Source organism: Streptomyces zhihengii (assembly GCF_016919245.1).
Classification (GTDB): Bacteria; Actinomycetota; Actinomycetes; order Streptomycetales; family Streptomycetaceae; genus Streptomyces; species Streptomyces zhihengii.
Map to the genome: position 1 here is coordinate 96455 of NZ_JAFEJA010000003.1, position 15883 is coordinate 112337.

Below are 15883 nucleotides of genomic sequence, written 5' to 3' on the forward strand. Positions count from 1 at the left end.
CAGGGTAAGTCCACGGACCATCCCCGCGATCGGCAGGGAGCAGGTCGCTCAGGGTCCGTGCGACACGCCAGCCCACGGATCATCCCCGCGTGGCCATGGGGAGCAGTCCTGCTGTAGGCAGTTTCGAGGATCGGGCAGGGACCATCCCCGCGCAAGGCGGGGGAGCCGTCCGTGTGGGGTTCGACGCCGAAGACCTTGGGATCAGCCCCATGCGGTGGGGAGCAGGTTCGCGACTGTGAGTGTCGCACCGACACTAGGCTCTGGCGTGCGGCGTCCACTGGACAGCGGGTGTTCGGGGCAGGCTGCCAGGTGCCACCTTGCGAAGAGACTATGTCGTACGCCGAGTGCTGTGAGCATGCCACCACTACTTGGCAGCCTCGCGGCGGGTGCGTGGAACAGCTGGGCGTGTAGGGGCTATGCGGAATCAATGACGCGCGATGTGCTCCCTGGTGTCTTCCCCGAACAGGTTGGGGAGCAGAGATGAGCCGTACTGATCTCGGATTCGAAATGGGGAGCATCCCTGCGCGCAAGGGAGCAGCAGCCGGCGCCCGTGCCGCTGGTGTCGGGTGCGGGTAGTCATCCCCGCCTATGCGAGGAGCAAGGCGTGCACTTCAAGGCGCAGCCCCTGCCAGGGCCATCCCCGCATTTGCGGGAGCAGACGAAGCATATCGAGGGGCGTTCTGCTGAGGATCATCCCCACCTAGGCAGGGAACAGCCGATGAGATGGCTGTCGCGGACCGCGGCTCCGGGCCGTTCCACAATGTGCGGAGGCTGGTCCCGCCCGCTTAGCATCCTTCCAGGATCAGGCAAGGGCAATCCCCCACCTGCGGGGAGCAGACCAGCTCGGTCCTGCCGTTGATGATGTCGGGACCATCCCCACGCTGCGGCGCGTTGACTGGCAAGTCTGACCACGTGGAGAGCTCGGGCTAACTGGACTCAACCTCGTAGCAAGGGGGCCTGCGGCACGCACGGCAGGTGCTGACGACCTGGGGAGACGATGTACCAGTGGCGGTGGTGGAAGGCCGCCGAGCTGGCTGGGCCGGCCGTCCCTTGCGGCCAAGGGCAGACTGGGCGCAGGCATTCAGGCGCCGCGTGCGTCTCCTGTGGCAGACGGCTCAGGTGTCTCAGCTGGGGGCTACGTGCCGCAGCGGTCCCGTGGGGAACCCGCTGCGTGTAACGACTCAGATTCTGCCCTCAGGGCTCGACAGGTGTGCGCGCAGCCTCGTCTCGGCATGGTCGGCTTCCAGGTGCGGGGCGATAGTGATGTACATCTCGGTGGTCCCGTGGGCGGTTACTGATGCCCAGAGCAGTAGCCCCCAGAGCAGGATGGCGACGCCGTCCTGGCGGCGGATTCCGATGCCGACCGGCACAGCGGCCCCTACGCGTGAGGGCGGAGCGCTGGAGACGTCGGGCGTCGTGTAGGAGGCGTGGTCGTCGCCGGCCAGGACCGCTGGCGCTGCCAGGACTTTCACCCATTCCACGGTGACGCCTGGCAAGATCCGCTGCAGCGCGGCTGTTGTCCACACCCGTACGACGGCGGGAGGGTCGCCGAGCATGTGCAACGGGCAGTCGGGGTCCGCGAGCCGCTCGAAGTCGTCCTGCGGCATGCCGTAGTGCTCGTTCTCGAAGATCTCTCCCGTCTTGCGGCCTCGATGGTCCACTTTCCAGCCGCGACGGATTGTCTCTTTCGGTGTCCACCCGTCTTCGCCAGCGTATTCCCCGGAGATCTCGTAGATCCAGCTCCCGCCCTGCTGCGGTTCTGCCTTACGCCTGCGCGATCCGAATAGGCCCATCCGTTCCCCCATATCCCGTTCAGTGGTCTTCGCCTTGAGAGCTCCGGCGCTGCCTCCGCCTCGCCCCGTGGCCACCGGAATCTGCCCAGCTAGCCAGCATGGCAGTCGGCGTGCACCACCATGACCGGAACCGACCCACGAGGCTGATCGCCGCAATACTCGGAGATTGTCCAGCTGGGCTCCTTCCTCTTATGGGGGGGATCCAGGGCCGAGTGCAAGTACGAGTGGAGCCAGAGAGCCAGTTGGGCCATCCCACCGTTCTCGGGAGCGCTCGACATCGATCGGCATGCGGACCTGCGTGCCGGACGATCCCCGCAAGTCCGGAGAGCAGACCCTCTTGTAGCCCAGTCGGCATCAACCCCGCCCAAGCACGGGGGAAGCCGGTGAAGAGAGGCGCGCCGTCCCACTCCGGTCGGGCCATCCCTGCGTGAGCGGGGAGAAGTGCGGCCGCTGCATCCACGGCGGCCTGTCCAGCCCCGCCCCCGCCCCCGCCCCCGGGAAGCAGACATGATGTCGTTCCAGCATCCCTTGGTGCCTGGACCATTGCGCGCGAGCGGCATGCGGGGCGGTGTCATCGTGGCCGTTTGGCGTGGCTTTCAGCAATACCGCCAGATCGCGGCAACACCGGCTCCGGTACCGCTTCCTCCCCTGCGCGGCAAGGAACAGCGCGCAAGGAGCCCAGGGCACGGACGCAGGGGAGATGGCCCGCTCCTGGCGAGTTGCTGGTTGAGCCGTATCCTGCCGCGGACGAACGGCCTGGGGTCATCCCCGCACAGTCGGGGAGTATTTTTCAATGGTGCCGGTAAGCGTGGACCATCCCCGCGTGCACAGGGCCCAGTCGACGTTGATCGGTCCGATCGGCCACCACCGCGTGCCGAGAGCACTGCCGCGACACTAGCGTTTGCAACTCAACTCCGACACCGGTCCCTTGAGTGGAAGGCTCCTCGCCTCCGGGGGGCGTTGGCACGAGCGCAGAGCCAAGACGGCGTGCCTAACAACCTCCGCAGTATCCCCGCATAGGCGCGGGGAGCAAACCTGTTGCCGCGCGGCAACGGCTCAGTCGGGATCAACCCCAGTTGGGCAGGGAGCACAGCGGGAGGAGATGCACGGCGCCCCTTCCGGGGCCTTCCGGTGCATGCTTGCAGGAACTGGGGAACTCCCGGTGAGTTGCCGGGTTATCCCGCGCCAGCGGGGAACAGGGCGTGTTCAGCCGGAGTGTGTAACTGATGGGGCGGACCATCCCCGCTCATGTGGGGAGCGACGTGCCTATCCGGGAGTCTCCAACCGCACAAGTCTCTTCGTACATCTATCACCAGGGACGCCGGATCGCGCTACTGCTTCGTCAGATCGTCAATGCGGTGCGGAGGAAGCGTCCTCACGAGCTGGCGGACCTCGCCTGCGGCACACGAACGATGACCTGAGCCTCGCTATGCGACGACGGCGCGAACTGGGCCGCAGGGGCAAAGAGGCGCCGAGCCGGGCAAGTGCGGCCCTTACCGACCCCAGGGTGTCGGTCCGGGTACTTCGGCCTGTCCCGATGGGCACAGATACTGTCGCGAATGTTCAACTGCGCCACATCGCTGACTTTATCAGCTAGAAAAGGTGAGCCTTACCTAAGTTCCTAACGAAAGCGATGCCCCGTCCCATGAGCACTCCGCGCCTGCGAGTCTGCGTTGCCGCAGCCACCCTCCTGATCGGTCTGACCGCCTGCGGCGGCGAGAGCGGTGACCACGGCAAGGGCGACGGCACGACCGACGGCGCCTCACGGCAGTTCCCGATGACGATCGAACACGCGCTTGGCACCACGGAGATTCCTTCCAAGCCTCAGCGTGTCGCCACCGTGAACTGGGCCAACGACGAGGTCCCGCTCGCGCTCGGGGTGGTGCCGGTCGGCATGGCCAAGGCCACCTTCGGCGACGACGACAACGACGGCGTACTGCCGTGGACCGAGGACCGCCTGAAGGAACTCGGAGCCAAGACCCCGGTCCTGTTCGACGAGACCGACGGAATCGACTTCGAGGCGGTGGCGGACACCAAGCCGGACGTCATCCTGGCCGCGTACTCCGGACTGACCAAGCAGGACTACGAGACTCTGAGCCAGATCGCTCCCGTCGTCGCCTATCCCGACGCGCCGTGGGCCACCCCGTGGCGCGACATCATCCGCCAGAACAGCAAGGCGATCGGCCTCGGAACCGAGGGCGACCAGCTCATCGGCCGCATCGAGGGACAGATCACCGAGACCGCCGCCAAGTACCCGCAGCTCAAGGGCAAGTCGGCGATGTTCATGACCCACGTCTCGTCCAAGGACGTGAGCGAGGTCGGCTTCTATAGCGCGCATGACACCCGGACGCAGTTCTTCACCGACCTCGGCATGAGAATCCCGGACAGCGTCTCTGAAGCCTCCCAGGGCACCAAGAAGTTCGTCCTCAGCAAGAGCGCGGAGCACATCGACGACTTCAACGACGTCGACATCGTCACCGGCTACGGCGACAGCAAGAACGAGCTGCTCAACGCCCTGAAGAAGGACCCGCTGACCTCCAAGCTCAAGGCCGTCCAGCAGGGCTCCGTCTACCTGCTGCCCGACAGCACGCCCCTGGCCACTGCGGCCAACCCGACGCCTCTGTCGATCTCGTACGTCCTTGACGACTACCTCAAGGAGCTCGCCAAGGCCGCGGAAAAGGCGGAATGACCGTCATCGAGACCCTGAGCCCGCCGGACGCCGCCCCCGCGCGGCGTCCGGCGCGCACGAGGGTGATCTGGCTGTTCGTGCTCGTCGGCGTCCTGGCGGCGTCCGTCGTCGCCTCGCTCGCCTTCGGCTCGCGCACCGTCGCCTGGTCCGACCTCTGGTCGGCCCTGGGCGGGGCGGAGGGGACCCTGGAGGAAGCCGCGGTCGCCAAGCGCATCCCCCGCACCCTGCTCGCCACCGTCGCCGGTGCCGCACTGGGCATCGCCGGGGCGGTCATGCAGGGGGTCACGCGCAACCCGCTGGCCGACCCCGGCATCCTCGGGGTCAACATGGGCGCCTCGCTCGCCGTGGTCACCGCCATCGCCTACTTCGGCCTGGCATCGGCATCCGGATACATCTGGGTGGCGATGGCCGGCGCAGCCGTGAGCGCGGTCTTCGTGTACGCCGTCGGTTCGCTGGGGCGCGGCGGCGCCACGCCACTGAAACTCGCCCTGGCCGGCGCGGCGATCTCCGCCGCGCTCGCCTCACTCGTGAGCGCCGTCGTCCTGCCGCGCACCGACATCGGCGACACCTTCCGGCTCTGGCAGGTCGGCACCGTGGGCGGCGCGTCGTACGACCAGCTCCGCACGGTCGCGCCCTACCTCCTCGCCGGCTTCGTCATCTGCCTCGCCTCGGCACGCTCGCTCAACTCGCTGGCCCTGGGCGACGATCTGGCAGCGGGACTCGGAGAAAGGGTCGCGCTGGTGCGGGCCGGCGCCGCCCTCGGCGCCGTGATCCTCTGCGGCGCCACGACCGCCGCCGTCGGGCCGATCGGCTTCGTCGGCCTGCTCGTCCCGCACGCCTGCCGACTCCTGATCGGCGTCGACCACCGCTGGCTGCTGCCATTCTCCGCGCTCAGCGGCGCCGTCCTGCTGACTGTCGCGGATGTCATCGGACGGGTCGTGGCCAGACCGGCCGAGATCGACGTGGGCATCGTGACCGCCATCGTCGGCGCCCCCTTCTTCATCCACATCGTCCGCCGACAGAAAGTCACGTCCCTGTGAGCGCCCCCGCCGCCGGCACCTCCGCGACGCTGCGGGCGGTCCACCAGGCACGCATCCGCCGCAACAGCCGACGCCGGCTCCTCCTGCTCCTCCTCCTGCTGCTCATCCTGGCCACCTTCGCCATCACCCTCATGGCCGGGCACACCTTCTACCCGGCCCGTGACGTGCTCCGCGCCATCATGGGAGAGGACGTGCCCGGCGCCTCCTTCACCGTCGGCCGGCTCCGCCTGCCCAGAGCGGTGCTGGCCGTGACAGCGGGGTGCAGCTTCGGGGTCGCCGGCGTCACCTTCCAGACCATGCTCCGCAACCCCCTGGCCAGCCCCGACATCATCGGTATCAGCGCCGGTGCCAGCGCCGCGGCCGCCGTCGCCATCGTCGCCCTCTCCCTCGGGGGCACCCAGGTGTCGGCCGTCGCGATCGCCGCCGCACTCGGCGTCGCCCTCCTCGTCTACGTCCTGGCCTTCCGCGACGGAGTCGCCGGCACCCGGCTCATCCTCATCGGCATCGGGATGGCCGCCCTGCTCGACAGCGTCACCTCCTACGCGCTCTCCCAAGCGGGCGGCTGGGACCTGCAGGAGGCCACGCGCTGGCTCACCGGCAGCCTGAACGGCTCCACCTGGGACGAGACGGTGCCCACGGTCATCGCCCTGCTCGTCCTCGGACCCGTCCTGCTCCACCAGAGCCGCAACCTGAACACCCTGCGGCTCGGCGACGACACCGCATCCGCGCTCGGCGTCCGCGTCGAACGCACCCGGCTCGTCGGCATCGTCGCCGCCGTGGGCCTGATCGCCTTCGCGACCGCCGCCGCGGGCCCCATCGCCTTCGTGGCCTTCCTGTCCGGGCCGATCGCCGCCCGGCTGGTGGGCGGCGGACACTCCCTCCTCCTCCCCGCCGGCCTCGTCGGCGCCCTGCTCGTGATCGTGGCCGACTTCACGGGCCAGTACGCCTTCGACACCCGCTACCCCGTAGGCATCATCACCGGCGTCCTCGGCGCCCCCTACCTCGTGTATCTCCTCGTACGCACCAACCGAGCCGGAGGCTCACTGTGACCGCGTCCCACTCCCTCAGCACCGAGGACCTCACCCTCGGCTACGGCGACCGCGACATCATCCACGGCCTCGACCTCGCCCTGGAGCCGGGGCGGATCACGGTGATCGTCGGCGCCAACGCCTGCGGCAAGTCGACGCTGCTGCGCTCCATGACACGTCTCCTCCACCCCCGGGCCGGCCGCGTCCTCCTGGACGGAAAGGAGGTGCACCGACTCCCGGCCAGGGTGCTCGCCAAAAGGATCGGGCTGCTGCCGCAATCACCCGTCACCCCCGAGGGCATCACCGTGCTCGACCTCGTCGGCCGCGGCCGCCACCCGCACCAGCGGACCTTCTCCGCATGGTCGGCGCAGGACAGTGCCGCGGTGACACAGGCGCTGGAGGCCACGCATACAGCGGACCTGATCGACCGAGCCGTGGACGAACTTTCCGGCGGCCAGCGGCAGCGCGTCTGGATCGCCATGGCCCTCGCCCAGCAGACAGACGTGCTCCTCCTCGACGAGCCCACCACCTTCCTCGACATCAGCCACCAGGTCGAAGTCCTCGACCTGCTCACCGACCTCAACCGCACCCGCGGCACCACCATCGTGATGACCCTGCACGACCTCAACCTGGCCGCACGGTACGCGGACCGCCTGATCGCCCTGGCCGACGGCCGGCTTCACGCGACCGGCACCACCGAGGAGGTCATGACCGAGGACACCGTACGGGCCGTGTACGGCATGGACAGCCGCGTCATCGAGGACCCCGTCTCGGGGAAGCCGCTCGTGCTCCCGATCGGCCGCCACAACTCCGCGCCCGCCACCCCGTATCAGCAGGCACGGACGAGCACGACAAACTGAGCGGCTCGGCGATCCTCACGGGGTTGATCCGCATCGCTCAGATCAGGTCGTCGGCACCGGTAATGCCCTGAGATCATCGATCTGCAGTGGGAGGCCTGCGTTTCCGCAATAGCTGAGGTGGCGTCAGGGCATCTTGAGGCTCCAGCAGCCGGGAGTTGAGGAATCGGTACTCCCGCCGAGACGCAACGGCTTGTGAAGCGACTGGATCGGTCCACTGATAGGGCTCCAACTCCCGGTCGGCCGAATTGTGACAGGGCGGGGCTCTTTCGGAGAGCCTCGCTTCGCTCACGGATGCCCGCCTCAATCCGGGTCGCTTCCCGGCTGCCCTCTTGGGGGCGAGTGCTACACATGCTGATCTGGGGTGGGCGTCAGCGGCTGACATGGGGCAACAGGGCCATTAAGCGGCGTCCTTGATGGCCCTGGGTAAGGCGCGAGTCTGTTGGTCACGGCATGCCGGCTAGCCGTGCTCGATTCGCAAGGATGTCACGCAACGGCAAGATTGTTGTCAAGACGGCGGTCAAGTGCTTCCAAGCACCCTTCACGTCCCGCCGCGTCCGAGTCGTCGTCAGGTGCTCCGCCAGCTGGGTCCCGCGTGATGAGGATGCCTGGGCGGTTGGCGAGCCAGAGTTAGCTGCGGCTGCGGGGCGAGGCAGAGCGCAAGTCCTCACTAGCTTCATGGAGGCGTTCAGCGCGGAAGGGTGGCCATCTGCGCGAGGCCCCGATGTCGAAGCTGCCTGGGCGAAGTCCACGGACCGGTCGGCACGCGGCGAGCGGTGGGGTGCGCCTGTGTGAGGAGGGCGCGGTCCTCGTTGTCGGTCTCTTCGATGCGGGCGATGGCAACAATGGAGGCGTCCTCAAGTCGGCGTGCCCAACTGCCGCCGACGGTCTAGCGGTCAAGGGCGGCTGCGGCAAGTCCGGCCTCCGCCAGGTCGTCGCCGTTACCGAAGATGCACACGACGAAGGCGGGATCCACGACGGCGGTTACGCTTGCCTGGTTGAGGCTGCCGACGCCGTGTGCTGCGATCCCCCTCCGTCATATTCCTTGGTTCGACTGAGTCCCAGCTCGTCTGCCGGCCGGCGCCCTCCGCGCGGCTCAGGGCGCCTGCATTCTGACGCCGGACGAGCCGACTCCTACGGCATCGAAGGGTTTGGCGAACACATTCAGGCGGCCTCAAGTAGACAGCCCACACACTCCGGGCCGGACGGTGGTCGCAGCCACTTGACCGTCCCGCCCGGCTTTCTTGCCGAGCGGACCGTTTCGACCATGCCGAGGAGCAGCCTGGTGGCTGATGACCGGCGAAGATCCCCATCGAGGGGAATAGTTCGTCACTCGCACGGCGCCGGTCGGGTCATCCCCGGGGCATACGAGGAGCAGGGAGGACAGAGAACGGCGTCTCCCGGCAACGCAGGGCAACTGCCTCAACCACTACCACCTATGGGGCGGTGAGAGTAGACGCGCGAGCCATCCTCACACGAGCGATGCACTCCGGGCAGTGACAGACAGAATTCTTGCACCCTGGATCGTCTTGCCGCCACCCGGAAGCCGTTCTCATGCGCCTGTCAATGAACCGGGAGCATCCCCGGGACGCACAGGGAGCAGGCGACGGCAGCCCGATCAACAGCCGCCCACAGGAGCATCCCCGGACGAGCAGGGAACAGAGGCAGATCAAGCCGCGCGCCGACCGTGGCTCAGGGCCATCCCCATGCGGGGGCTCACCATCAAGTGCGCACGAAGACGCATGGCACCGGAGGGACGATCCCCGCCGGTGGAGGGCAGGGGCATCTGCACGTTCTTCCTTGGCTCAGAACCAGCCCCACACAGCGAGGGGGAGCAGGCGATCACGACAGGTGGGGTGGCTGCTGGGGGGCCGCCCTGCCCGTGGGGAAACATGGCCACCATGATCAACGCGCTCACTGCCCACGGACCATCCCCGCGTGTGGTGGGGAACAGGCAGCGGCGAGTTGCAGACGGACTCACGCACCGGATCATCCCCACGCATGCCGGGGAACTTTGCCACGTCGAGGTCTTCCCGTCGGAAGGGTCAACCCCGCGCGGGGCGGGGAGCAGCACATCGTCGACGACCACGGCTTGGGCGCGGCCGGATCATCCTCACGTATGCCGGAGCATCTCACGCGTTTGTAAGTGCTTCACCAGAGCAATCCGCTCCCACCAATTATTGCACCTTGAACCATTGGATCAAGGTGCAACAAGCTCATCCGACCCGGCAGAACGTGCGTAGCTGAATGACGTAGGTTGCCTCCAGGCAGCGCACGGTCTGTGCGCGGCGGCCACGCGAGGGGCGCAGTGTTCGCCAGGGCATACAGGCCCCGGGGCGGCGGGTTTTGCGCATCGGATACTCCCCCACGGAGCGCGCCCTGTCGCGTCCAGGTCACCGTCAGCGAGGCCAAGTTCAGGGCGAGTTGAACCGGTAGACACAGACTGCGGCAGGGAGCGCTAGTCGAGGCGCTCTCCTGTACCGTACTGCTCGGCCGCCGAGGTCGTGTGGTCACTCTTCCCCTCAACACGGGCAGGCGCGGTAGCAATCTCGGCGGCAAAAGGTTCAAGGTGGGGCCGCGGGGCTTTGTCTTCCGCTTCGTGTAGTGGGCCGACCGCCGTCAGAACGGGCTGGTGGCGCTGATCAGCTGCACTGATCCGGGCCTCGAGGTCAGCCCGTCGGTACCAGGTGCGGCCGTGCCGGTGAATGATGGGCAGGTGTCCATCCTTGCCGTAGCCCCGGACAGTGGAGGCCCGCGTCTCCAGTACAGCTGCGGCCTCCTGGTCTGTGAGCAGATCGTCTGGATGTGTCTCTCCCGGCGGCACCGCAGGGGGCCACATGCCGTCGCTGACCGCGTCTGTGTCCGGCTGCGTCCCGTCGTGCCCGGATCCAGGCGGCCGGGGCGAGCCCGCAAGAAATGCGCGAGCCAACTCCTCGTCGTAGAGGCGCAGACGTCCTCCCTCGTTAACCAGCGGCACCCGGCTGCGCATGTTCGCGCCTTCGTTGCGTTGCCAGGTCTTGAGCACCATCCTCCGCTCAGCGGCAATGTCAGCTTCGGTCAGGGCGGGTCGACCGCGGGGGATCACGACGCGCTCCTCGGGGCGGTGCAGGGTCGCGTGCGGCCCGCGGGGAAGAGTGCAGAAGACAGACTGCGGGGCATGTCACCCTCCTTGTAGGGAGGTGCGGGCAGGTTGAGGCGATCGAGTTCAGCCGACTTGTTTTGGTGCGGCGAAGCCGTGCCGTCCGCGGCGGGCCCGCCTCCACCAAGCAGGCGCTTTCGGCGTAGGGCCCGGCGCTTGTGCCTCCGCAAGCTCCGATCGCAGTCGGCTGAGGCGGTTCGGCTACGGCAACACATGCTGGGCCGAAGCTGCACGAAGTGACGCCCAGCTCGGGGGTTCCAGAGGGCGAGCAAGCTACTTCGCCGTCTGCAGTTGCAAGCATGCCCCCATCCCTCGTCTGCGCCTTTGGGAATGAGGCTGGGCGGGTGTCTTGATGCACCCCTTCTGCCCGTGCGGGCCCTTCGTGGCGAGGAGCGGGCACAACATTTGGGCAGGTGCGATGTCATGGTGTCACGGGGGGCGGCACCCCCGCGTCACGCCCGGTGCACCCGTGTCCTCCCTGTCGCGGCGTACCGGGCGTGGCATTTTTCGCTCTATGGCTCACAGAGCCCTGACCTGGCTTCTCAGCGTTGGCCTAGGTGCATACTGGCCTGCCCGAGGCCCTGCCCCGTTCCGGGCACACTCGGTCCAGTCAGTCGCTGACGCATGCGGCTCGAGTGGCGGCCGCGCTGATGCCACGGACTCCGCGCGGTGTGTTGGCAGGAAGCGCATGAGCGGGAGTCCTTAGACATTCGCGTGTGGACCCACGGCGTCTCGATGCTGGGTACGTCAGTTGTTCGGGCGGCCCACGGACAGCGGTTCAACAGGGGGTGCGGTGATGCATCCTCCTTGCCCGTAAGGCCCTGGTTCGGCGCTGAGCACACGCCGCATGTGGCCGGTGCGATTGAGTGGCCTAACGGGGAGCACCACCCCCGCGCCATGCCCGGCGCACTCCCACCTGCCCTGTCGCGGGTGCGCCGGGCGTGGCCATACTCCGTTCTGCGGGGTTGTGTCGCCACGGGATATTCAGGCATGCAGGAGGAGCCGCTTCTGTTCCTAGGGATGGATGGCTTCGAGGGCTGGACGCCATCGCGAGGGACAGTGCCGCTTCGTCACCGTCGTCCTCGTGGTCGGGTGGCCGGCGGACTCTCAATCTGCCCCAGGGCTCGGGGAAGTTCCTGCCGACGCGAGATGCCTAGTTTCCGAAAGACAGCGCCGAGGTGGACCTCTACGGTTTTGACTGTGACATGCAGTTGCTTGGCGATATCGGAGTTACTGCGAAGGGATGCGGCCAGGAGTGCGATCTCGTACTGACGGGGTGTGAGGGGCTGCGTCAGCTTGCCGACGTTGAGCAGCGGTGTTCGGGCGCCTTCGCAGCGTGCCGCCAATCCGGCAGCACGCTGGGCTGCGGCTGTTGCGAGGCGGTCTTCTCCGGCTTGAGTCAAGGCTGCGCCTGCGGCGTTTGCCGCTTCCGCGGCCAGCAGGTCGGCGCCCATAGTTTCTAGCTCGTCTGCTGCAGCGAGAAGCTGATCCGGGGAGTTGCTGGCAAGCGCTGCAGCAAAGGCGGCCCGGGCCGGGGTGAGTGCACCTTCGCTCTGTTCAGCCAGTTCACCAAGCCGAGGCGTTGCCTCGGTGGCGGCGCCGAGGCGGGCGAGGTCGGTGAGGAGGAGCGCCTCTGCCGGCAAGTTCCCGGCTTCCCGGGCAACCTCTGCGCCCTCAGTAAGAGACTGCCTGGCCTCCGCCAGTTGTCCTCGGGCTACGAGCAACCAGGCACGTCCAAGCCGGTCCTCACCGTGGAGGTGGGTCATGGGCGCATACGTGGCGGCTTCTGCAAGAGCATCTTCTGCTGCTTCTTGGTCTCCGAGTAGGGCGGCTGCACAGGCTAGGCCAGACAGCGTTTCAGGAAGCAAGTGATGGAATCGGTACGCGCGGGTCAGCGAGGCGGCTTCGGCATACCAACTGCGAGCCGCCTTGGGGTGACCTGCCAGTAGTTCGGAACGACCGAGGTATGACGCGATGCCCATCGATGGGAAGGGCGAAGCACGAGCATTCGTCAGCTCCGTTAGCGCACCCTCTCCGACGTTGAGGTTCTCCCTGAACCGACCGGCATCGGCGAAAGCTCGGATAGCTGGCACGAGCTGCGAGGCGGCGGGGACCGAGTGGCTCCGTCCGGCGTTCACATCTCGTGACTGGCCGGTGTAGGCACGCAGAGCCCACTCGGCTCCCTTGAGGCAGCGGCCAAGCCGCACCAGCGCGATGGTCTTCGTGGTGGCTGCCATGTCCCACGTTCCGGCATCGAGCGAATCTGCTGGATCGTCCTCCAACTCGCTCAGCAGAGGCATGCCCGGGGTCGGAACTTCGACGAGATAGCGCACCCACGCGTCGTTCAAGTCAACAACACGTCGTCCGGGAGGACTTGTCACGCGGTCTCGAGCCGCGTCGACGACCGCAAACGCTGCGTCCGTGCGCCGTGCAATCCAGAAGAAGTTCCGTACGCGCATCGACATGACGGCGAGACGGTCCTGTTCGTTGTCGGACATGGCGTCAGCTTGGGCCAGGATGTCCTCAGCTTCCTGCCACCGGCCCAGCAAGGCGAGGGCTTCGCCGTGGAGGAGGAGGGTCGCGGCGGTGCGAGCATCGGACGGCATGGCGGACATCAGCGTCAGCACTTGCTGGACATCCGTGGCGTGGCGGGCCAGATTGGCGGCCTTGACCAGCAGGGCGGGGTCCGCGGTTCCCGTTGCAGCCAGGCGCCGCGTGGCCACCTGAAGGGCATCATCGCGTCGCCGCGGCCCATAGGACTCCACCCGTTCGGCTTGCTCCAGGAGCATTGCCCGGCGGCGCAAGTGTGGGATCTGCTCACGGAGAACTTCCCCGTACAGCGGATGAGCCAAGTGCATCGTTGTGCGCCGCCATTCGGCGTTGACGCGTACGAGGCCAGCTTGTTCTAGGTTGATGAGTACCTCGACCGGTGCAAGCGCTTGCGCATCGGACAGGCTGATGGACCCGCACAGTGCCAGGAGTTCCAGGACTGGGCGTGCTTCCATTTCGGCTACAGCCAAGCGAGCTTCGATAACTTCGATCAGCTTCGATGTGCCTACCGGGCGGTCGCCTGTCAGCTCCCAGATTTCCCCATCGGTGGTCAAATTTCCCGAAGCCAGTGCGCTGAGTACCAACTCTCGCACGTAGAGGATATTTCCCTCGGAGGCGCTGTAGAGTTCACGGAGGGTTTGTCGCTCGATCGGGCCGCCGAGAGCTGTCTGGAGAACTTCCTCAACGCTCTCATGGTCAAAGACCGTGACATCAATTTGCCGTACTACGTCTCGGTAGCACAGCGCTGCGACGGCTTCGGAGATTGGTTCGCCGGCACGCACGGTGCAGATGAGACGGATCACACCGGCGTCCAGCAACTGCTGTAGCAGCAGTACAGAGGTTGTATCCAGCAGATGAATGTCGTCCACCCACAGGGCCCAACGGGTGCGCTGCTGTGGCCCAGCCAGCGAGGCGGCTACCTCCGCGAAGGCCCGCACCGGGTCGGAAAGATCTACTCCTGCGGGGATGATGTGCGCGATGGCCCCCAGTGGCACCGTGGCGGCCGCGGCGGTCGCCGTTGCCTGCAAACTCTTCCAGCCACTGGCCGCGGCTCGGCTGAGGCATTCCTCGGCCAGTCGCGACTTCCCCACCCCTGGCGGTCCGAAGATCCGCACACCTTTGCACCGCTCATCCGCCCAGGCAGCCTCAAACGCCTGAATCTCTTGCTCCCGGCCCACGAGTGGCCACTGGGATGCCGCCAGAGCGCGAGCTTCCATAACTTCTTCCCCCTGCTGTCCAAACGGGCCACATAGATCGCCGGGCTGCCTGATTTGCTGACCGTTGCGAGTATTCCGGCAAATTAAATGCCGGTTCTGCGTCACTGCGCACTTGAGCGGAATATCGAGCCGGATGTCAGGCCAGGCCGTTCCCGTCAGAGAGCAAGCAGTCGCTCCCGCAGTTCGAGGGAGTTTCTTAAACTCCACCGAAAGCGAGCGAGGTCGAATTTGCAACCGGCGCATGCGCGAGGGTCCACGATGTCGGTACAGCCCTCATCGATCATGGCGTCTGTTCGTTCAGTCATGGAGACCTCTTAACCCTGGGCTTTGCCGTCCGCGTCTTGCGGATGCTCGCTGGCCCCATGAGCCTGATCCTCCGCTCTGTCGCATGGCACGCCCAGCCCAACACGCTACGTGCACGGTGAGTTCTACGATTGCGGAGTGTCGCAACTGTCCGCAATCGGTAGATCTGCCGATTTCTGTAGTTTCCCTTATCCTATTGCGTTGCGCCGCAGTACACCAAAGCGCGGCATCGTGTCGTCTGAGCCCGGAGCAGGACCTTCCGACCAATGACGAGCCGTAGCATCCTGCTCCCTGAGCAAGCGCGGTACCGTCACAGATAGCTGCCACGTCAGCCCAGGTCCCCCGCGACTTGAGCGTTTCCCGGCACAGCTGCTCAGCGCGCCTTGCCGCGATGCACAGCACAAGAGCTGGAGGCTGCAGGTTCCACAGTTCGGCGCTGGCTCTCTGGAGCGCTGGCGCCGCTGAGTACCGAGCGCTCTCGCCGAGGAGACCCCCTGTCGGTCGGAGCCCCACAACCCGCCCGTGTCCCCTTCGGTTCGCCGGACGCGAAGCCAGTCACGAAGCAGCCGCCGCGCTACCGCCGCCTACGCATACGAGTTACCTCAGGCTTTGTGGGCGTTGAGGTTGTCCCAGAAGAGTACGATCGGGCCACCGAACTGCCGGTGGGCGGCGATCAGCAGATCATGGTAGTCGCGCCAGGAGAAGCTTTTGCGTCCGTCGCGTCGGTCGTCATCCCGGCGTGGCCGGTAGATCAGCCGGGACTTGTGGCCGGGTTTGTAGCAGGTCAGCGCGGCGATCGATATTCGTCGGCGGGAACGGCCGCGGACCCGCACTGCCGGTGTCCGGCCGCGCCGTGACCAGGTCCTGGCCTGCGGCGGCGTCATGGAGAATCCGGCTTCGTCCTCGAAGACGAGCCAGGCTCCACTCACCGCCGCGAGTATTCCGCGCAGGGCCACACCTCCTTGACCCACCCGGCCACCGCCTCGTCGTCCCGCTCCATCGCCCGTCGGGCCGGGCCTGGCAGGACCAGCCGTTGCGCACCAGCAGCTTGCGCACGCCCTGGACCGTGTAGGCCAGGTGGATGCGCCGGCCGATCACCGTCTTCACGCGGCTCAGGGTCCGGCGTTGATCCTCCCAGCCATGTGCGGCCGCATGCCCCGGTGATACCGCACGCGCGACGACCCGCCAGCCCCTACGACATCACGAGTTCAACCTCAGTAGCCATCCGTATGCCCATCTCGGTGCGGCCGGAAGGCGCATGGCCAGG

At 66.9% G+C, this 15883-nt stretch carries 7 protein-coding genes and 1 pseudogene; 4 read left to right on the forward strand and 4 right to left on the reverse strand.

What is annotated here, in order from left to right:
- Positions 1-1181 precede the first annotated feature (1181 nt).
- On the reverse strand, positions 1182-1661 hold the full coding sequence (locus JE024_RS38590; protein WP_205378654.1) for a hypothetical protein: 480 nt from the start codon (positions 1659-1661) through the stop codon (positions 1182-1184).
- 1777 nt (positions 1662-3438) lie between these two features.
- On the opposite strand from JE024_RS38590, the gene JE024_RS38595 reads away from it, so the two are divergent.
- The 4 genes from JE024_RS38595 to JE024_RS38610 are packed head-to-tail and all read left to right on the forward strand — an operon-like array spanning position 3439 to position 7410.
- Positions 3439-4482, forward strand: a complete 1044-nt coding sequence (locus JE024_RS38595) for an iron-siderophore ABC transporter substrate-binding protein (protein ID WP_205378655.1) — start codon at positions 3439-3441, stop codon at positions 4480-4482.
- Positions 4479-5522 (forward strand): FecCD family ABC transporter permease, encoded by a 1044-nt coding sequence (locus JE024_RS38600; RefSeq protein ID WP_205378656.1) that lies wholly within the window; start codon positions 4479-4481, stop codon positions 5520-5522. The genes JE024_RS38595 and JE024_RS38600 overlap by 4 nt, the downstream gene beginning before the upstream one ends.
- Entirely contained in the window at positions 5519-6571 is a 1053-nt protein-coding gene (locus tag JE024_RS38605; protein WP_205378657.1) for a FecCD family ABC transporter permease, read from the forward strand. Before JE024_RS38600 ends, JE024_RS38605 begins: the two co-directional genes overlap by 4 nt.
- Positions 6568-7410: an ABC transporter ATP-binding protein gene (locus tag JE024_RS38610; RefSeq protein WP_205378658.1), complete on the forward strand. Its 843-nt coding sequence runs from the start codon at positions 6568-6570 to the stop codon at positions 7408-7410. Before JE024_RS38605 ends, JE024_RS38610 begins: the two co-directional genes overlap by 4 nt.
- A 2455-nt stretch (positions 7411-9865) precedes the next feature.
- Here the strand turns inward: JE024_RS38610 and JE024_RS38615 are convergent.
- The 3 genes and pseudogenes from JE024_RS38615 to JE024_RS42620 all read right to left on the reverse strand — a co-directional run.
- The gene (locus JE024_RS38615) at positions 9866-10435 is read right to left on the reverse strand and encodes a helix-turn-helix domain-containing protein (protein ID WP_205378659.1); all 570 of its coding nucleotides are present in this window, start codon (positions 10433-10435) and stop codon (positions 9866-9868) included.
- A 1181-nt stretch (positions 10436-11616) separates the two neighbouring features.
- Positions 11617-14313 carry a LuxR C-terminal-related transcriptional regulator gene (locus JE024_RS38620; protein ID WP_205378660.1) on the reverse strand — a complete coding sequence of 899 codons (2697 nt, stop codon included), beginning with the start codon at positions 14311-14313 and terminating at the stop codon, positions 11617-11619.
- Between the two features lie 908 nt (positions 14314-15221).
- A pseudogene (locus tag JE024_RS42620) lies at positions 15222-15765 on the reverse strand (winged helix-turn-helix domain-containing protein); the annotation flags it as partial.
- Between the last annotated feature and the right edge of the window lie 118 nt (positions 15766-15883).

Excerpts from the sequence above, each read along its gene's own strand:
- JE024_RS38595 (WP_205378655.1), top strand. The coding sequence starts at position 3,439 with ATGAGCACTCCGCGCCTGCGAGTCTGCGTTGCCGCAGCCACCCTCCTG.
- JE024_RS38600 (WP_205378656.1), top strand. The coding sequence starts at position 4,479 with ATGACCGTCATCGAGACCCTGAGCCCGCCGGACGCCGCCCCCGCGCGG.
- JE024_RS38615 (WP_205378659.1), bottom strand. The coding sequence starts at position 10,435 with ATGGTGCTCAAGACCTGGCAACGCAACGAAGGCGCGAACATGCGCAGC.
- JE024_RS38620 (WP_205378660.1), bottom strand. The coding sequence starts at position 14,313 with ATGGAAGCTCGCGCTCTGGCGGCATCCCAGTGGCCACTCGTGGGCCGG.